Below are 18,185 nucleotides of genomic sequence, written 5' to 3'. Positions count from 1 at the left end.
TCGGATCAGGAAGAAGAAGAGGAGGAGGAAGAAGACAGGGAGATGATGTCCCGGTAGAAGTCGATGATCTTCTGCTTGGAGCTGCCCATGACGCGTGCGCTCCAGACCAGCTTGCGGTCCTTGTTGTCGGCGATCACTTCGGCATCGCGCAGGGCCAGCAGCTTCTCGGGCTTGATGTCCAGCCCGCACAGCGTGATGGCCGCCAGCTTCTCGCGCCGCGCGCGCACCCAGGGAAAGAGGGCCTTGATGTAGAGCCACGCGGGCAGGTGAAACATGAACTCGTTGGGGAACTTTACCGCGAAGGATTTCGGGATGCGCTCCATGTGCGGTTGCGCGGCCCAGCTGATGAAGCGTTCGTCGGCCACCATGGGGCGGAAGCCGAAGTCGGGGTGGCGTTCGTAGAGCTCTCGGAAGCGCCGTGCGATGTAGGTGCAGCGCGCCGGATGGAAGACCACCACCGAGGAGTTGCCCCTGGCGTATTTTCGGCCCTTGGTCGCGCGCCATATGGCACGGCCGATGCGGCCGAAGGGAATGATGGCGCTTTGCAGCATCAGCACCGTGTCCTGGTCTTTCATGAATCCCACGGCCTCGCCCATGTCTCCCATGATGACGGTGTCCAGATCGATGTAGACCACAGGCAGGTCCTGCGGCAGCACGCCTTCCTCGAACATGGCCAGCTTGGCCTGGCAGCCCACCGACTTGAAGGGCTTCTGCATGTAGAAGGGCGGGAATAGCCGGGTCTGCACATGGGGGAGCAGGCCGGCCTTGGGTTCGTCGCAGATGAGCACGAAGCGTGGCACGCTGCGGCTGTGCGCCGTGATGCGCTCGATGAGGTGGTTGATCAGCGTCACCGGGTATTTGGTGCCCCAGCACACCAGCACGCATTGCCAGGTGGGGTCTTGGGCGGGCCTGCTGGCGGGCCTGTCGGCGGCGGAATTCATGGACAGACGAAGGGGGGCTTGGCGCCCGGTCCGAGCGCGGGCGGGTGAGACAATCGAAGGATGATAGTCGAGAACCAGGTTCCTCTACAGGCCTACAACAGCTTTGGCATCGTCGCTCGCGCGCTGCATCTGGCCCGGGTCCGCGACGAGGCGGACGTTGGTGCGCTCATGGCCGGCAGTGCATGGCCGGTGCTGACGCGCGAAGCCCCGCCTTTCGTGTTGGGTGGCGGCAGCAACCTGGTGATCACCGGTGATGTGCGCGCGCTCGTGCTCAAGGTCGAGATCGCCGGGCGTCGCCTGGTCGAGGAGACCGCCAGAGGGTGGGTGGTGGAGGCTGGTGCCGGAGAAAACTGGCACGGCTTCGTGCGTTGGACGCTGGAACAGGGCTGGCCGGGGCTGGAGAACCTGGCGCTGATTCCCGGCACTGTTGGCGCCTCGCCGGTGCAGAACATCGGAGCCTATGGCGTGGAGTTGCAGGACCGTTTTCACAGCCTCGATGCCATCGACCTGCAGACCGGACAGCGCTTCACGCTGGACGCGGCGCAATGCGGGTTCGGCTACCGGGACTCGGTGTTCAAGCACGCCCCTTCGGACGCGCGCGGCATGGGGCTGGCCGGACGTGCGCTCATCACCCGCGTGCGCTTCTGGCTTCCCCGGCCCTGGAAGCCTGTGCTCGGGTACGCGGACCTGGAGCGCAAGACCGCCGAAACCGGCATCCATGCGCCCGATGCCCGGAAGATCTTCGACTGGATCTGCGCCATCCGCAGCGCCAAGCTGCCCGACCCCGCGGTGATCGGCAACGCGGGCAGTTTCTTCAAGAACCCCACGGTCTCTCCCGAGCAGTGCGCGGACATCATCGCGCGCGACCCCAAGGTGGTGCACTACCCGATGGCCGACGGCAGCATCAAGCTGGCCGCGGGCTGGCTCATCGATGCCTGCGGCTGGAAAGGCCGCGGCGTGGGCAATGCCGGTGTGTACGAGCGCCAGGCCCTGGTGCTGGTCAACCGGGGCGGTGCTACCGGTGGCGAGGTGATGACCCTGGCCAAGGCGATCCAGACCAGCGTCTACGAACGCTTCGGCATCCTGCTGGAACCCGAGCCCGTGGTGGTCTGAGAGGCCGGTCGCGGACCGATGGCCCCCGTGTTCGAGGGGGTGGCCCGCAAATGCGGGGTACCCGCGCAGCCTGTGCGTTGCTAACTTCCTGGCGATGCCTTGAGGGGGATTTCCCTTCGGCATTTCAATGCTATGGAAAGGGGAGCAACATGCGAGGGAACATGCGTTGGTGGTCTGTGCTCCTGCTGGGGACTCTGGCGGCGTGCGGCGGCGGAGGCGACGGCGGCGGGGCGGGCAGCAATGGTCCTCTGGTCACCGGAGCGGCGGTGAAAGGACCGGTCGAAGGGGCTTCGGTCTGCGTGTACGCCGTCAGCGGCGGCACCAGGGGCGCACGCATCGACCTTTCCGGAGCGCAGGTGGTCAATGGGTGCTACGTGACGCAGGCCGATGGTGTCTACCGTCTGGCACTGCCTGCCGGCTCCAGTGGCGACGTGGTCATCGAGGCCAGTGGCGGGCGCTACTGCTCGGACGAGCAACCGGTGACGGCAGGTACCTGCGGTGGTGGGGCCACGCTGACATCACTCGCCGGCCAGACCATGGTGACCGCGGTCACCTTGCCGGCCGTGGGCGCCTCGGTCCAGGCCTATGCCACGCCACTGACCACCGCGGCGTTCAACGCGACCACGGGCGTGTTCAGCGCCGCCGCGTTCGACGCCCAGTTCGGTACCTTGGTGGGGCAGATCGTGGGCGTGGGCAGCGGCCTCACGCCGGCCACGCCGCCCACTGCGGCGAACTCGCCCTTCCTGTCGCAACTGGCGAACTACCTGCAGTCGGGTGGCAACTGGCAGCAGATGCTGGCGGCGCTGCAAGGCGGCAACCTGCCGTCGCAGGGCGGCGGTGGGGGGCCGGGGTCGTCGGCCGGTGGCAGCGTCGCGCTGGCCGCGCCTTTTGATTTCTCCGGCAACCCGTCGGACGAAGCCATCATGCAGACCATGGCGGGTGAATACGACGTGGCCATCGTCAACGCCATCGACGCGGCACAGACGGGGCCGGGCAAGCTGGTTGTGGCGTACACGGGCGGTGACGGCGCGGTGACCGTGACCCTCAAGGACGCAGGTGGCAACGTGCTGGTCTCGCGCAGCGCGCCGGCGCTCTCCGACCGCAATTGCGCAGACGGCCGGTGCATCAACCTGTGGGACAGCGCGACCGGCTATGGGGGTGGAGGGCGCCGACTCGGTGTCTACAACTACTACGACGCCGGCAACAGCAGCGTCAGTCCCGTGGCCTATGCGCAGGTCAGTTTCCTGCCGACCGGGCACCTGATGGGCCATGTGGGTACCTACGACATCCGCAACGGCGTGCATGCCTATGGCGGCGCCGTGCCCGCGCAGTTCGCCACACTGGCCGGAACCTATGCGGGTACCGAGCAGACCCAGTTGTGCGGTGCGGGCAACCCGGTGCTGGTGGACATCACGGCCGGGGGCAGCATCCGGGTGCAAGGGCTGTCGTCGGTGAGCTGCCAGGCTCAGGACATGAGCGCGCAATGGGATGGCCAGGACGACTTCATCGCCGTGGAGCCCTCGGGCGACATCCTGCTCAAGCTCAACAGCCGCTTCATCGGCGGTTCGCAGCCCGGTGGTGGCATCACACTCAAGCTGGCGACGTCGCAGTCGCCCACCAGCTTCACCGAGGCCGCATTGACGCTGGCGGGCGCGGCGGGCGGGGTGACCACCGTCAACGCGGTGCGCCAATGAGGCCGCGCCGGGCCGCCTCCAGGGTGGCCTCGGCCCGCGAGTTGATGTTGAGCTTGCGGTAGATGTCCTTGACGTAGCCCGAGACCGTGTGGCGCGACAGCCCCAGCAGTTGCGCTACCTCGGGCAGCGTGTGCCCTTGCGCGATCACCGCGAGCACCTCGGATTCGCGCGCCGACAGTGCCACCGGCGGTGGTGTGCTCGCCGTGGAGCGGAATTGCGCGAGCAGCCGGCGCGCGATGGCCGGAGACAGCGGGGGCTGGCCTTGTGCGATGCGCTGGAGCATCCCCACCAGTTCCGCCACGGTCTGGTCCTTGAGCAGGTAGCCCCGCGCACCCGCGCGCAGCGAGGCAAAGAGGTGCTCGTCGTCGTCGAAGATGGTGGTCACCACCGTCATGCATGCGGGCTGCGTTTGCGCGAGGTCTGCCACGATGTCGATTCCCGAGCCGTCGGGCAACTCCAGATCGATCAAGGCGATGTCGGGCCGCATGTGGGCCAGGTGGCTGCGCGCCTGCGCGCAGGTGTCCGCCCGTGTGATGGCGATGCCATGGAAGCTCTCGGCGAGGGCCTGCGCCAGCCAATCCTGCGCGTGGAGGTGGTCTTCTAGGATCAGGGCGGATTGCATGGGAAACCGATGATACCGGTGCAAGGTATGCAAGCCATTCCCTAGAATGGCGCGCGCCATGCCCTTTCCTTCCTCCCCGCGTACGTTGCAGGCCTTCGGGGTCCTTCTGGTCCTGGCCTGTCTGTTGACCAGCCTGGCACTGGCGTTGCAGGCACCGGTCACGGGCCTGCGCCTGACCGTGGCCGACGGCGGCGCCGTGGTCGTGCATGGCGAGGTGCCGCCCCGGGTGGACCTGGCGCCGGGGCAGCGGCTGGTGTCGTTGGCCGGTGTCGATCTGCGTGCGGACCTGCTGATCGAAGAACCTGACCAGTTGCCTGATTGGGGGCGCTACGGCGCTTTCATGGCCGACATGACGCGACTGGCGCGGGCCATGCCGCCCGGCGGCGAGGTGGTCGCCGTGCTGGACGATGGCCGCAAGGTGAGCCTGCCCGTGCAGACGCGAAGCTGGCTGGCGTTGCCGGCCTTGTTCTGGTTCCAGGCCGGTGTAGGGGTGCTTTGCTTTCTGCTGGCCTACGGGGTGTGGGTGTTCCGCTGGCACGACGCGGCGGCGCGCCACTTTGCCGTTTGCGGCCTGAGCGTGATGGTCTCCGCCTGCAGTGCCGCCGTCTACAGCACGCGCGAACTGGCGCTGGATGGCGACTGGTTTCGCGCGCTGTCGGTCGCGAACCACGGTGGCGCGATGTTGTTCACCGCCGCCTTGCTCGCCTTGCTGTGGCACTACCCGACCCGTCTCGCGCGGCGCAGCCCGGCCGCGCCGATCTACCTGGTGGCGGGCCTGGCCACGCTGGCGTTTGGCTGCAAGACCTTTGACGCGCCGAGTACCGGCTTCCTGGTCCTGCTGGCGATGTTCGCGCTCACCTTTGCCGTTGCCGCGGTGCAGTGGCGGCGCACGCGCGGGCGGCCGCTGGAGCGCGCCGCGCTCCAGTGGTATCTGCTGTCGATCTACCTCGGGACCGGGTTCTTCGCGGCCGGCATCCTGCTGCCGGTGGCGCTGCGTGCGCAGCCCCTGGCCAGCCAGGGGCTGATGTTCGGGGTGTTCCTGTTCATGTTCGCGGGCATTGCGCTGGGCATCCTGCGCTACCGGCTGTTTGACCTGGACCGCTGGTGGTTTGGTGCCTGGAGCTGGTTTCTGGGTGGTCTTTGCGTGCTGTTGCTGGACCTTGCGCTGGTGTCACTCTTCGACATGTCGCAGGCCGGTGCGTTGAGCCTGTCATTGGCCTTGCTCGGGTGGGTCTACTTCCCCGTGCGCCAGTGGCTGTGGGCTCGTCTGGCCGAGCGCCGTGCCTGGCAGGACCCGGACTCGCTGGGTCGCTCGCTCGAGCACCTGGCCGCCGCGCCGGATGCGGGCCAGCTGGCGCAGCGTTGGCACCAGGTGCTGCGCGAGGAGTTCGCGCCGTTGGAGCTTCGGGTGCCGGATGCGCGTGCGTCCGATGGCCGGACCGTGACGATCGAGGAGAACGGCCTGGCGCTGCGTTTGCCCGGCATCGACGGACCCGGCGCCGGGGAGGGCGGTGTGCTGCTGCGCATGCCGCAGTCCGGGGCGCGGCTGTTCCGTCGCGCCGACGTGGCCCGCGCCGACGTGCTCTGGCGCATGGCGCGCCATGTGCAGGAGGCCATGCTGCGTCGCGAGCAGGACGTGCAGGCCGAGCGGCGGCGCATCATGCGTGACCTGCACGACGACCTCGGCGCGAAGCTGCTTTCGCTGAGTTACCTGGGCCAGGAGGAGGCGCGCCAGATAGCGCGCTCTGCCATGCAGGACATGCGCGACGTGCTGGCAGCCCTCTCGGCCAGCCCTTGCGGGTTGGACGAGGCCTTGCAGGCGTGGCAGGCCCAGACCCGCGAACGGCTGGCCCCGTTGTCGCGCTCCCTGGACTGGCGGCAGGACCCTGTGCCCCAAGGCCTGTGCCTGAGTGCCCGCCAGTACACCAACCTGGGGCGCATCCTGCGCGAGGCCGTGACCAACAGCCTCAAGCATGCGGACGCGCAGACGGTCCGCGTGGTCTGGCGCCTGGCGTCGGGGCGCCTGCTGCTTAGCGTGGAAGACGAGGGCGCGAAGGACACCACGGCCACGCCAACGCAAGCCCGCTCGATCAGCGAACGGGTGCGCGACCTGGGGGGCACGGTGACGTGGTCTTCCGGTTCGGCGGGCGGCACCGTCGTGGAGGTCGAGGTGCCGCTTCACCCGACAAGCTGAACCCGCAACGGCGGTTCAGTTGCCCTTCTTCACGCCGTCGGTGAGTTGGGGCAGCACCGCACTGCCGCCCGACAGCAGGCCGCTGCGTGTGTAGACGCCCAGCTTGGCGCGGGTGTCGGTGATGTCGAGGTTGCGCATGGTGAGCTGGCCGATGCGGTCCAGCGGCGAGAACGGCGCATCCTCCACCTTTTCCATGCTCAGGCGCTCGGGTGCGTAGGTGAGGTTGGGGCTCTCGGTGTTGAGGATGGAGTAGTCGTTGCCCCGGCGCAGTTCGAGCGCGACCTCGCCGGTGACGGCGCGGGCGACCCAGCGCTGTGCCGTCTCGCGCAGCATGATGGCCTGGGGGTCGAACCAGCGGCCCTGGTAGAGCAGGCGGCCCAGGCGCAGGCCGTTGATGCGGTACTGCTCGATGGTGTCCTCGTTGTGGATGCCGGTCACCAGGCGTTCGTAGGCGATGTGCAGCAGCGCCATGCCAGGGGCTTCGTAGATGCCACGGCTCTTGGCCTCGATGATGCGGTTCTCGATCTGGTCACTCATGCCCAGGCCGTGCCGCCCGCCGATTTCGTTGGCCTTGAGGAACAGGTCCACCGCGGAGTCGAAGCTCTGGCCGTTGAGCGCGACCGGCTGGCCGTCCTCGAAGCGCACGGTGACTTCCTCTGCCTTGACGTCGACCTCCGGCTTCCAGAACGCCACGCCCATGATGGGGTTGACGATGCGGATGCCCGAGTTCAGGTGCTCCAGGTCCTTGGCCTCGTGCGTGGCCCCCAGCATGTTGCTGTCGGTGCTGTAGGCCTTTTCCACCGACATCTTGTAGTCGAAGCCGTTGGCGATCAGGAACTCGCTCATTTCCTTGCGTCCGCCGAGCTCGTCGATGAAGGTCTGGTCCAGCCAGGGCTTGTAGATCTTCAGGCTGGGGTTGGTCAGCAGGCCATAGCGGTAGAAGCGCTCGATGTCGTTGCCTTTGAAGGTGCTGCCATCGCCCCAGATGTGGACGTCGTCCTCCTTCATGGCGGCCACCAGCATGGTGCCGGTGACGGCACGGCCCAGCGGCGTGGTGTTGAAGTAGGTGATGCCGCCCGTGCTGATGTGGAAGGCGCCGCTCTGTATGGCAGCGATGCCTTCGTGCGCGAGCTGCAGCCGGCAATCGACCAGGCGCGCTTTCTCGGCGCCGTAGGCCATGGCCTTGCGCGGGATCTCGTCGTAGTCGCTTTCGTCAGGCTGGCCGAGGTTGGCGGTGTAGGCGTAGGGCAGGGCACCCTTCTTTTTCATCCACAGCAGTGCGGCGGAGGTGTCCAGCCCGCCGGAGAAGGCGATGCCGACTTTCTGTTTCGTGGGGAGGTTCTGGAGAATGGTGGCCATGGGCGTTGCTCCGGCGGTTCAACCGAAGTGGCAGATGTAGTGGTAGGGCTCGCTCACGCGGATGTCGAAGCTGCTGTTGCCAGGCACGCTGAATTGCTCGCCCGGGCCTGAACGGACCCAGGTGTCGCTGCCGGCGAGGCGGTACTCGCAGCTCCCGGCCACGCACTCCATGATTTCAGGCGCCCCGGTCTTGAACGTGAGGGCGGCGGGCAGCACCACGCCGACCGATTTCTTCGTGCCGTCGGCCAGGGTGATGCCGTGGCTGACGCACTTGCCGTCGAAGTACACGCTGGCCTGGGTCTGGACGGTCACGCCGTCGAATTGGGTGGTGCTCATGGTGGCGGGGAGGGTGAGTGACGGTAGGGAGAGAAAGAAAAAGGCGAAACCGCGATTTTAGGTCGCTTGCTCTTGCCGGCCTGAGCCGGCTTCAGATCCGCCGCTGCCAGTCGACGGCGTCGAAGCCCACGGTGATGCTGCCGTCGGCCCATTCCACCACCGGCCGCTTGATCACGCTGGGGTTCTCCAGCGCGAGCGCGCGGGCCGGGCCCGGCCCGTCCACGGCAGAGCGCGTGGCTTCGTCGAGCTGGCGCCAGGTCGTGCCCTTGCGGTTGATGACGGTTTCCCAGCCGGCGGCAGCGAGCCAGCGGTCCAGGGCCGCCGTGGGCACGCCCTGTTTCTTGAAGTCGTGAAAAACGTGGGCGACGCCGTGGTCGGTGAGCCAGGTGCGGGCCTTCTTCACGGTGTCGCAGTTGGGGATGCCATGGACGGTGATCATGGGCGGCATTGTCCGGCATCCGCTGGGCCGGCGCGATGGGACAATCTCGACCATGCTCGACATTCCCGTGCCCCCCCATCCCACCACGCTGGCCGAGTGGCTGGCCCATGCCGAACGACTGCACCCGGTCACCATCGACATGGGGCTGGAGCGCGTGCAGCGTGTGGCGCGCCGCATGGGGCTGGCGCTGGACTGCCCCGTGATCACCGTCGCCGGGACCAACGGCAAGGGCAGCACCTGCGCCATGCTGGAGTCCATCTACGCCCAGTCGGGTTACCGCACCGGTGTCTACACCTCGCCCCACCTGGTGCATTTCGAGGAGCGTTGCCGCATCGCCGGGGAGCCGGTGGCGGCGTCCGAACTGCTGCCTTCCTTCGCGGAAGTGGAAGCGGCACGCCTGGGTCAATCGGGCGACGATGGACAGGGCGAGGTCAGCCTGAGCTATTTCGAGTTCACCACCCTGGCCATTCTGCGCACGCTCTCGCGCAACGGGCTGGACTTGGCGATTCTGGAGATCGGCCTGGGCGGCAGGCTCGACGCGGTCAACATCGTCGATCCAGACTGCGCCGTGATCACCAGCATCGCCCTGGACCACATGGCCCTGCTGGGCAACGACCGCGAGGCCATCGGCTTCGAGAAGGCCGGGATCATGCGCACCGGCCGCCCGGTGGTGGTGAGCGACCCGGTGCCGCCGCAGAGCGTGCTGGACCGGGCGCTGGAGATCGGTGCCGAGCTCTGGCGCGTGGGCCGCGATTTCCATTTCGCTGGCGACCAGCAGCAATGGGGTTGGGCCATGCATCCTTCGCACGGCGGCCGGCGCTACAGCGGCCTGGCCTACCCCGCGCTGCGCGGTGCAAACCAACTCGTCAACGCCTCGGGCGTGCTGGCGGCTGTGGAGGCCTTGCGCGGTCGCCTTCCCGTGACCGCGCAAGCCGTGCGCAACGGACTGGCCATGGTCGAGCTGCCAGGCCGCTTCCAGATCGTGCCCGGCAGTCCCGCGCTGGTGCTGGACGTGGCGCACAACCCGCATTCCGTGGCGGCGCTGGCGGAAAACCTCGACGCCATGGGCTTCTACCCAGGAACCCATGCGGTGTTCGGGGCCATGGCCGACAAGGACCTGGGTGCCATGCTGGAGCGCATCGCGCCGCTGATCGACCACTGGTACCTGACCGATCTTCCCTTGCCCAGGGCCAGCAGCGCGGCGGCGCTGGCCACCCTGCTGGACGGCCAGCCTGCCACCGCGCCGGGGGGGCAAAGCAGGGTGGCGGGCCAATATCCCGACCCCATGACGGCGCTGCGCGCGGCGGTCTCGCGCGCGGACCCCGCTGATAGAATCGTGGTCTTCGGATCCTTCTACACCGTGGGCGGCGTTTTGCAGGATGGTGTGCCCCGGATGTCGGCCAAACACCTGCCAGGCTGAGCCCCTCCCCCACGGACCGGATCGATCCTCCGCCAGGCCTTTCATGGCGACACGGTCCCACCCCGAATGTTCAAATCCCGTTCAGGCTCCCAGGGCAACGCCTCGACACCGCCACCGCAGAGCATCGAGGCCGTGCGCCGGCGTGCGCGCCACCGCCTGATCGGCGCCAGCGTGCTGGTGCTGGTGGGGGTGGTCGGTTTTCCGCTGCTCTTCGACACCCAGCCGCGCCCCATTCCGGTCGACATTCCGATCGAGATCCCCTCGCGCTCCGGCGCCGCCCGGCCGCCCGTCGCCGCTGCTGCGCCAGCAGCCTCCGCCAAGGCAGCTGCACCCGCACCCGCGCCCAGCCCAGCGCCCAAACCCGCTGCCGAGGGTGTGCACGCCCGCGAGAGCCTGGGTGCCAAGGAAGAGGTGGTGGAAGCCGCGCCGGCGGCACGACCCGCTGCCGCTCCCACACCGGCACCTGCCCCGGCTCCGGCGCCCGCACCTTCTCCCGCTCCAACCCCGGCCAAGGCGCCGGCCGCAGCACCCCCCGCGTCGTCGGATGCCGCGCGCGCCAAAGCCCTGCTGGAGGGCAAGCCCGCGCCGGCCGCCGCCGCCGCCAACGCCGAGCGCCTGGTGGTGCAGGTGGGGGCGTTCTCCGAAGAGTCCGGCGCCCGCGAGGTGCGTCAGAAACTCGAAGCCGCCGGCCTCAAGACCTATACCCAGGTGGCCCAGACTTCCGATGGCCGGCGCATCCGGGTGCGCCTGGGGCCGTTCGACAGCCGCGCCGAAGCCGACAAGGCGGCCGCCCGCGTCAAGGCCCTGGGCCTGACCGCGGCGGTGCTCACGCTCTGAGCGGCGCGGCGCGAGCGGCGGAGTCGGCGACCATGGTGACCACGGACTGGGTGCTGTTGGCGGTGTTGCTGGTGTCCGTGCTGATCGGCATCTGGCGAGGACTGGTCTACGAGGTCCTGTCGCTGGCGAGCTGGGTGGTGGCCTTTGTGGCGGCGCAGGCGTTCGCGGACGATGTGGCCGCCCGGCTGCCGATGGACGGACTGTCCGAGCCGTTGCGCCTGGCGGCGGCGTTTCTGCTGGTGTTCATTGCCGCGGCCTTCGCCGGTGGCCTGGTGGCCTGGCTGGTCAAGAAGCTGGTGACCACCGTGGGCCTGCGGCCGGTGGACCGCGTACTGGGTGGCGCTTTCGGGCTGGCGCGCGCGGTGGTGATGCTGCTGGGCGTGGCGGTGGTGGTCAGCGTGATGCAGATGCAGAACGCGGCGTGGTGGAAATCGTCGGGTACCGCTGGGGTGCTCACCGCCACCTTGCAGGAGATCCGGCCCTTGTTGCCGGAGCCGGTGGCCCGACATATCCATTGAATTTTCCTGTTTTCCTGAGGATCCGAACATGTGTGGAATCGTGGGCGTGGTGAGCAAGGCGCCGGTCAATCAGCTTATCTACGACGCCTTGCTGTTGTTGCAACACCGCGGCCAGGATGCGGCCGGCATCGTCACCCAGCAAGGCCGCAAGTTCTTCATGCACAAGGCCAAGGGCATGGTGCGCGACGTCTTCCGCACCCGCAACATGCGCGCGCTGCCGGGCAACGCGGGCCTGGGCCAGGTCCGCTATCCCACGGCCGGCAACGCCTACAGCGAAGAGGAAGCGCAGCCCTTCTATGTGAACGCGCCCTTCGGCCTGGTGCTGGTGCACAACGGCAACCTGACCAACGCCAAGGCGCTGGCGCAGGAGCTGTTCCAGACCGATCACCGCCACATCAACACCGAGAGCGATTCCGAGGTGCTGCTCAACGTGCTGGCGCACGAACTCGAAAAGGCCACGCGTGGCGCCACGCTCAAGCCGGCGGACGTGTTTGCTGCCGTGCGCGGCGTGCACCAGCGCGTCAAGGGGTCCTATGCGGTGGTGGCGCTGGTCGCCGGCCATGGCGTGCTCGCGTTCCGGGACCCGCATGGCATCCGGCCGCTGTGCGTGGGCCACAACAGCCAGGGCAGCGTGATGGTGGCGAGCGAATCCGTCACGCTGGAAGGCACGGGCTTCGAACTGGAACGCGACCTCCAGCCGGGCGAAGCGGTCTTCATCGACCTCGAAGGCCAGAAGCACTTCCAGCAGTGCAGCGACAAAGTCAGCCACAACCCCTGCATCTTCGAGTACGTCTACCTGGCCCGCCCGGACTCCGTGCTCGACGGCATCTCGGTCTACCAGGCTCGACTGAACCTGGGCATCACGCTGGCCAAGCGGGTGGTTTCCACCGTGCCGCCCAGCGAGATCGACGTGGTGATTCCCATCCCCGAGTCGTCCAGACCCAGCGCGATGGAACTGGCGCAACTGCTGGGCCTGCCGTACCGAGAAGGCTTCGTCAAGAACCGCTATGTGGGCCGGACCTTCATCATGCCGGGCCAAGGCGTGCGCAAGAAGTCGGTGCGGCAGAAGCTCAACGTGATCGGGAGCGAGTTCAAGGGACGCAACGTGCTGCTGGTGGACGACTCCATCGTGCGCGGCACCACCAGCCGCGAGATCGTGCAGATGGCGCGTGATGCCGGCGCGCGCAAGGTCTATCTGGCCAGCGCCGCGCCGCCGGTCCGCTTTCCCAACGTCTACGGCATCGACATGCCCACGCCCGATGAACTGGTGGCCCATGGCCGTTCGGTGGACGAGGTGCGCGAGATCATCGGCTGCGATGCGCTCATCTACCAGGACGTGGACGCGATGAAGCAGGCCATCGGCTCGCTCAATCCTGCGCTGGCAGGCTTCGACGCCTCCTGCTTCGATGGCGTCTACGTCACCGGCGACATCACCCCGGACGAAATTGCCCGCCTCAACCAAGGACGCGCCCAGGGCGAGGAAGCCGAGGAAGACACCTCGCGCCTGGCCCTGCCCAATGCGCAGACCGCCTGAGAAAGCCTGGCCATGACCCAGCAGAAGACAAACACCCCATCCACACTGCACCGCGACACCCTGGCGGTGCGCGCGGCCGTCGAGCGCAGCCAGTACGGTGAAAACGCCGAGGCCCTCTACCTCACCAGCGGCTATGTGCAGCCCAGTGCCGAGGCCTCGGCGCGCCGCTTTGCGGGCGAGGAAGACGGCTACACCTACGGGCGCACCGGCAACCCCACCGTCACCAGCTTCGAGCAGCGCCTGGCAGCGATGGAAGGCACCGAGGCCGCGATGGCCACCGCCTCCGGCATGGCCGCCATCATGCTGATGTGCTTCAGCCTGCTGCGGTCGGGTGACCACGTGGTGTTCTCGCAGTCGATGTTCGGCTCCACCATCAAGCTGATCGGGACCGAGTTCGCGCGCTTCGGCGTCGAGTCCACCATCGTCCCGCAATCCGACATCGACGCCTGGCGCGCAGCGGTGCGGCCAGGCACGAAGCTGCTCTTCGCCGAAACGCCCACCAACCCCCTGACCGAGGTCTGCGACATCGCCGCACTGGCCGACATCGCGCACAGCGTGGGGGCGTTGCTGTGCGTGGACAACTGCTTCGCCACGCCTGCGCTGCAGCGCCCGGTGACGCTGGGCGCCGACATCGTCATGCACTCGGGCACCAAATTCCTCGATGGGCAAGGCCGTGTCATGGCCGGCGCGCTGTGCGCACCCGAAGCGCTGGTGCGCGAGAAATTCCTGCCGGTGCAGAAAAACGTCGGCATGGTGCTCTCGCCCTTCAACGCCTGGGTGGTGCTCAAGGGGCTGGAGACATTGAGCCTGCGCATGCAAGCCCAGAGCGCGGCCACGCTGGCGCTGGCCCGGTGGCTGGAACAGCATCCCGCCGTGGCCCGCGTGCACTATCCTGGCCTGGACAGCCACCCCCAGCATGCGCTGGCCATGCGCCAGATGTCCGGCGTGGGCGGCGCGGTGCTGTCGTTCGACCTCAAGGCGGCCGACGCCACGCAGGCGCGCGCGCGCGCCTTCCATGTGCTGGACGCGCTGCAGGTGCTGTCTCTGTGCACCAACCTGGGCGACACCAAGACCCTGTTGTCCCACCCTGCCAGCACCTCACACGGCAAGCTGACCGAAGCGCAGCGCCAGGCCGCCGGCATCGGCCAGGGGCTGATCCGCGTTGCGGTCGGTCTTGAACACCTGGATGACCTGAAGGCCGACCTCGCGCGCGGCCTGGATACCCTCTCATGAGCACCGTCAGAACCCGTTTCGCCCCATCGCCCACCGGCTTCATCCACCTCGGCAACATCCGCTCGGCCCTCTATCCCTGGGCGTTCGCGCGTGCCTCCGGCGGTGTCTTCATCCTGCGCATCGAGGACACCGATCTCGAACGCTCCTCCCAGGCCGCGGTGGACGTGATCCTGGAGGGCATGCAGTGGCTCGGCCTGGACCACGACGAAGGCCCGTACTACCAGATGCAGCGCATGGACCGCTACAAGGCGGTGCTCGCCGACATGGTCGCCGCGGGCCTGGTCTACCCTTGCTACATGAGCATGGCCGAACTCGACGCGCTGCGCGAGAAACAGATGGCGGCCAAGGAAAAGCCCCGCTACGACGGCACCTGGCGCCCGGAACCCGGCAAGACCCTGCCACCGGTGCCCGAGGGCGTGAAGCCCGTCCTGCGCTTTCGCAATCCGCAAGGCGGTGTGGTGGCCTGGGACGACAAGGTCAAGGGCCGCATCGAGATCGCCAACGACGAACTCGACGACCTCGTGATAGCACGACCCGACGGCACGCCCACCTACAACTTCTGTGTCGTCGTCGATGACATCGACATGGACATCACCCACGTCATCCGGGGTGACGACCATGTGAACAACACGCCGCGCCAGATCAACATCTTCCGCGCCCTCGGCAAGGAGCCGCCGGTGTATGCGCACCTGCCCACCGTGCTCAACGAGCAGGGCGAGAAGATGAGCAAACGCAACGGCGCCAAGCCGGTCACGCAGTACCGCGACGAAGGCTACCTGCCCGACGCCATGGTGAACTACCTCGCACGCCTGGGCTGGAGCCACGGCGACGACGAAATCTTCAGCCGCGAGCAGTTCCTTTCGTGGTTCAACCTGGACCACCTCGGTCGCAGCGCCGCGCAGTTCGACGAGGCCAAGCTGCGCTGGGTCAATGCCCAGCACCTGAAAGCCATGGACGACAACGTGCTCGCGCCGCTGGTGGCGCAGCAACTGACACGCCAGGGTGTGCAGTCCGACGCGCGCCTGCCGCGCATCTGCGGGCTTTTCAAGGACCGCTGCGACACCACCGTGGCGCTGGCCCAGTGGGCCCGGGCGTTCTATGCCGAGGTTTCACCCAGCGCCGAAGAGCGCGCCCAGCACATCACCGAGGCCGTGCGACCCGCGCTGGCCTCGCTGGCCGAACGCCTGGCGGTTTGCGCCTGGGACAAGCCCGCCATTGCCGGTGCCATCAAGGAAACGCTGGTGGCGCATGGCCTGAAGATGCCGCAACTGGCCATGCCGGTGCGCGTGCTGGTGATGGGAACAGCCCAGACGCCGTCGCTGGATGCGGTGCTGGAACTGCACGACCGTGACACGGTGCTCGGCCGTTTGCGAAACAGCTGAAAAAATGACATATAATGCGAGGCTTGCTGAAACGCATTGAGTCACGCAGGTGATGAAGTGAAAACAGCAAGCCTTTGTGGGGGTATAGCTCAGCTGGGAGAGCGCTTGCATGGCATGCAAGAGGTCAGCGGTTCGATCCCGCTTACCTCCACCAAAGTTTTTGGATCGCGAAGAAGAACACGGTCATCCGGGTGCTAGAATTCGCGGTTCGGTCAGTCCAAGGTTTTGACCCTATCGTCTAGAGGCCTAGGACATCACCCTTTCACGGTGAGTACCGGGGTTCGAATCCCCGTAGGGTCGCCAAACAAGCCGCAAGGCAAGTAGGCACAAGTGGTTGGCACTTGGTTCGCAAGAACGAACGCCATCTGCCAGGAGTGGTAGTTCAGTTGGTTAGAATACCGGCCTGTCACGCCGGGGGTCGCGGGTTCGAGCCCCGTCCACTCCGCCAAACATGAAAGCCGCTGCAAGCCCTCGCTTGCAGCGGCTTTTTCTTTGTCCGCCTTCCAGTCACCTCACGGGATCAGCACCGCCGCACCCTGCGGGCGGCCGTTGCGCAGGTCGTCCAGGGCCTGGTTGGCGTGGGCCAGCGGGTAGGTTGTGGTGGCCACGTGCAGGGGCATGCGTTGTGCCACTTGCAGGAATTCCGCTGCGTCGGCGCGTGTGAGGTTGGCCACCGAGAGCAGTTCCCGCTCGCCCCACAGGAGCTGGTAGGCAAAGGCGGGTATGTCGCTCATGTGGATGCCGCCGCACACCACGCGGCCGCCTTTGCGCACCGCTTGCAGTGCAGCGGGGACGAGGGCGCCCACGGGAGCGAAGAGGATGGCTGCGTCCAGCGGTACTGGCGCGCGTTCGTCCGAGCCGCCCGCCCATGTGGCGCCCAGTGAACGTGCGAAGTCCTGCGCGGCGGTGTCGCCCGGGCGCGTGAACGCATACACCTCGCGGCCTTGCTGGCGTGCCACCTGCGCGATCAGGTGGGCCGCCGCCCCGAAGCCGTACAGGCCCAGGCGGCTGGCTCCCTCGCCCGCCATGCGCAAGGCGCGCCAGCCGATCAGGCCTGCGCACATCAGCGGCGCGATGTGCACCGCATCCAGCGGCAGTTTCAGTGGTGCGCAGAATGCGGCTTCGGCGACCACATGGGTGGCGAAGCCGCCGTCGCGGCCATGGCCGGTGAACACCGGGTGGTCGCAGAGGTTCTCGCGGCCCATGTGGCAAAAGCTGCAGTGGCCGCAGGTGTGGCCCAGCCAGGGCACACCCACGCGGTCGCCGATCTGCAGGCCGAGCGTGCTGCCTTTGCCGAGTGCCTCAACGGTGCCGACGATCTCGTGGCCGGGCACGAGCGGCAGTTGTGGCAAAGGCAGTTCACCGTCGACAACATGCAAATCGGTGCGACAGACCGCGCAAGCCAGTACGCGCAAACGCACCTCCCCGGGGCCGGGTGCTGGCAGCGGCCGTTCTTCCAGGCGCAGGGGTTGGCCGGGGGCTTGCAGAACCATGGCTTGCATCATGACGGGCACTCCGATGGGTGGGATGGATCTTGTTTGTAGCGCGCTGACCGCACGCGACATTGATCCAGCGCAAGCCTGCCGCCGTTGAGCGGGCGTACCGTGGAAACCAATGTGCTTCACGCGTACCGGAGAACGTCCATGTCCAGTCTTCGCTCCATCCTGCTGCATCTTGACAACACGGCCCGCGCGGCCGATCGCACTCGGCTGGCCCGGAGCCTGGCCGAGGCGTTCGATGCCCATGTCGTCGGGCAGCCTTGCACCCTGTCTGCGCTGACGCGTTTTGCCTATGCGCTGCAAGGTGCCGGCCAGATCGTGGAGGTGCTGGAGGCCATGGATCGGGAAGGGCGCGACCGCATGCACGCGGGTTTTGCGGCGGTGGCGGCGGGCTCCTCACGCATGCATTGGTCCGAACCTTTGCCGGATGCGCCCTGGAGCTTTGCGCGGCGGGCGCTGTACGCCGATCTGATGATCCTGGGCCAGCGCGACCCGAAGGACCCCGCCGATGCCGAGCTGCCGGCCGACTTTCTGCCCAGCCTGCTCATCGAAAGCGGCCGGCCCGCGCTGATCCTGCCCTCCGCCAACTCGGTGGATACCGTGGGCCAAACCGTGCTGGTGGCCTGGAAAGAGACCCGCGAGTCGGCGCGCGCCGTGACCGCGGCGCTGCCCTGGCTGCGGCGCGCGCGCGCCGTGCATCTGCTGGGGTATGGCGATGCCGTGCAGGACAGTCTCGACGCGCTCAAGGGATTTCTGCAGACGCATGGCATCGTCGCCATGGCGCACGCCGGGGGACCGGAGCCCGACGAGGCCGGCAACCCGTTGCTGTCGGCTGCGGCCGATCTGGGGGCCGATCTGCTGGTCATGGGGTGCTATGGCCACAGCCGCGCCCGTGAATGGGTGCTGGGCGGCGCCACGCGCACGGTATTGGGGTCCATGACGCTGCCGGTGCTGATGGTGCACTGAAGTCGCGGCGGCGGGCGTGCTGTGGGCTTCCCTCAATTGGGGGTTGTGACGCGGTCGCGCGGCGCGTACAAGCCTGCGGTGCGCCCCCTCTGTCGGGG

General features: G+C 67.6%; 16 protein-coding genes and 3 tRNA genes. 13 read left to right on the top strand and 6 right to left on the bottom strand.

Going from position 1 to position 18,185, the window contains the following annotated elements; all coding sequences use genetic code 11:
• Positions 1-5 precede the first annotated feature (5 nt).
• Positions 6-941: a hypothetical protein gene (locus tag KIT53_RS11765; RefSeq protein ID WP_297752527.1), complete on the bottom strand. Its 936-nt coding sequence runs from the start codon at positions 939-941 to the stop codon at positions 6-8.
• Between the two features lie 60 nt (positions 942-1,001).
• Between KIT53_RS11765 and murB the strand changes: the two genes are divergently transcribed.
• Together murB and KIT53_RS11755 are read left to right on the top strand one after the other, a co-directional pair.
• On the top strand, positions 1,002-2,054 hold the full coding sequence (gene murB / locus KIT53_RS11760) for a UDP-N-acetylmuramate dehydrogenase (protein WP_297752524.1): 1,053 nt from the start codon (positions 1,002-1,004) through the stop codon (positions 2,052-2,054).
• A gap of 161 nt (positions 2,055-2,215) precedes the next feature.
• Positions 2,216-3,748, top strand: a complete 1,533-nt coding sequence (locus tag KIT53_RS11755; protein WP_297752521.1) for a hypothetical protein — start codon at positions 2,216-2,218, stop codon at positions 3,746-3,748.
• Here the strand turns inward: KIT53_RS11755 and KIT53_RS11750 are convergent.
• Positions 3,729-4,370: a response regulator transcription factor gene (locus KIT53_RS11750; RefSeq protein ID WP_297752518.1), complete on the bottom strand. Its 642-nt coding sequence runs from the start codon at positions 4,368-4,370 to the stop codon at positions 3,729-3,731. The two genes, KIT53_RS11755 and KIT53_RS11750, sit on opposite strands and share 20 nt — an antisense overlap.
• Positions 4,371-4,428: 58 nt before the next feature.
• Here KIT53_RS11750 and KIT53_RS11745 point away from each other — a divergent pair, with 58 nt between their 5' ends.
• Positions 4,429-6,564 carry a hypothetical protein gene (locus KIT53_RS11745; protein ID WP_297752515.1) on the top strand — a complete coding sequence of 712 codons (2,136 nt, stop codon included), beginning with the start codon at positions 4,429-4,431 and terminating at the stop codon, positions 6,562-6,564.
• Positions 6,565-6,579: 15 nt separating this feature from the next.
• Here the strand turns inward: KIT53_RS11745 and argG are convergent, their stop codons facing one another.
• The 3 genes from argG to KIT53_RS11730 all read right to left on the bottom strand — a co-directional run bounded on the left by argG (position 6,580) and on the right by KIT53_RS11730 (position 8,698).
• Positions 6,580-7,923, bottom strand: coding sequence for an argininosuccinate synthase (argG, locus tag KIT53_RS11740; protein ID WP_297752512.1), 1,344 nt, complete (start codon positions 7,921-7,923; stop codon positions 6,580-6,582).
• An 18-nt stretch (positions 7,924-7,941) separates the two neighbouring features.
• Positions 7,942-8,259: a pyrimidine/purine nucleoside phosphorylase gene (locus KIT53_RS11735; RefSeq protein WP_297752509.1), complete on the bottom strand. Its 318-nt coding sequence runs from the start codon at positions 8,257-8,259 to the stop codon at positions 7,942-7,944.
• Between the two features lie 91 nt (positions 8,260-8,350).
• On the bottom strand, positions 8,351-8,698 hold the full coding sequence (locus KIT53_RS11730) for an arsenate reductase (RefSeq protein ID WP_297752505.1): 348 nt from the start codon (positions 8,696-8,698) through the stop codon (positions 8,351-8,353).
• A 52-nt stretch (positions 8,699-8,750) separates the two neighbouring features.
• Here KIT53_RS11730 and folC point away from each other — a divergent pair, with 52 nt between their 5' ends.
• From folC to KIT53_RS11685, 9 genes are all read left to right on the top strand, one after another.
• Entirely contained in the window at positions 8,751-10,118 is a 1,368-nt protein-coding gene (gene folC / locus KIT53_RS11725; RefSeq protein ID WP_297752502.1) for a bifunctional tetrahydrofolate synthase/dihydrofolate synthase, read from the top strand.
• A gap of 66 nt (positions 10,119-10,184) precedes the next feature.
• The gene (locus KIT53_RS11720) at positions 10,185-10,955 is read left to right on the top strand and encodes an SPOR domain-containing protein (RefSeq protein WP_297752499.1); all 771 of its coding nucleotides are present in this window, start codon (positions 10,185-10,187) and stop codon (positions 10,953-10,955) included.
• Between the two features lie 32 nt (positions 10,956-10,987).
• Positions 10,988-11,473 (top strand): CvpA family protein, encoded by a 486-nt coding sequence (locus KIT53_RS11715; protein ID WP_297752497.1) that lies wholly within the window; start codon positions 10,988-10,990, stop codon positions 11,471-11,473.
• A gap of 28 nt (positions 11,474-11,501) precedes the next feature.
• On the top strand, positions 11,502-13,007 hold the full coding sequence (gene purF, locus KIT53_RS11710; protein ID WP_297752494.1) for an amidophosphoribosyltransferase: 1,506 nt from the start codon (positions 11,502-11,504) through the stop codon (positions 13,005-13,007).
• A gap of 12 nt (positions 13,008-13,019) precedes the next feature.
• Positions 13,020-14,240 carry an O-succinylhomoserine sulfhydrylase gene (locus KIT53_RS11705; protein WP_297752490.1) on the top strand — a complete coding sequence of 407 codons (1,221 nt, stop codon included), beginning with the start codon at positions 13,020-13,022 and terminating at the stop codon, positions 14,238-14,240.
• Positions 14,237-15,622: a glutamate--tRNA ligase gene (gene gltX, locus KIT53_RS11700; RefSeq protein ID WP_297752487.1), complete on the top strand. Its 1,386-nt coding sequence runs from the start codon at positions 14,237-14,239 to the stop codon at positions 15,620-15,622. Before KIT53_RS11705 ends, gltX begins: the two co-directional genes overlap by 4 nt.
• A gap of 78 nt (positions 15,623-15,700) precedes the next feature.
• Positions 15,701-15,776: transfer RNA gene (locus KIT53_RS11695), tRNA-Ala, on the top strand.
• Between the two features lie 73 nt (positions 15,777-15,849).
• Positions 15,850-15,925 (top strand) — tRNA-Glu (locus KIT53_RS11690).
• Positions 15,926-15,993: 68 nt separating this feature from the next.
• Positions 15,994-16,070 (top strand) — tRNA-Asp (locus KIT53_RS11685).
• 64 nt (positions 16,071-16,134) lie between these two features.
• Here the strand turns inward: KIT53_RS11685 and KIT53_RS11680 are convergent.
• Positions 16,135-17,124 (bottom strand): zinc-dependent alcohol dehydrogenase family protein, encoded by a 990-nt coding sequence (locus tag KIT53_RS11680; RefSeq protein WP_297752606.1) that lies wholly within the window; start codon positions 17,122-17,124, stop codon positions 16,135-16,137.
• Between the two features lie 141 nt (positions 17,125-17,265).
• On the opposite strand from KIT53_RS11680, the gene KIT53_RS11675 reads away from it, so the two are divergent.
• Positions 17,266-18,087, top strand: a complete 822-nt coding sequence (locus tag KIT53_RS11675; RefSeq protein ID WP_297752483.1) for a universal stress protein — start codon at positions 17,266-17,268, stop codon at positions 18,085-18,087.
• Positions 18,088-18,185 lie beyond the last annotated feature (98 nt).

Origin of the sequence: Hydrogenophaga sp. (assembly GCF_026125785.1) — a bacterium.
In the GTDB taxonomy this organism is placed as follows: Bacteria; Pseudomonadota; Gammaproteobacteria; order Burkholderiales; family Burkholderiaceae_C; genus Hydrogenophaga.
Note: the sequence above shows the minus strand (reverse complement) of the source record. Positions and strands in the feature narration are given on the sequence as shown.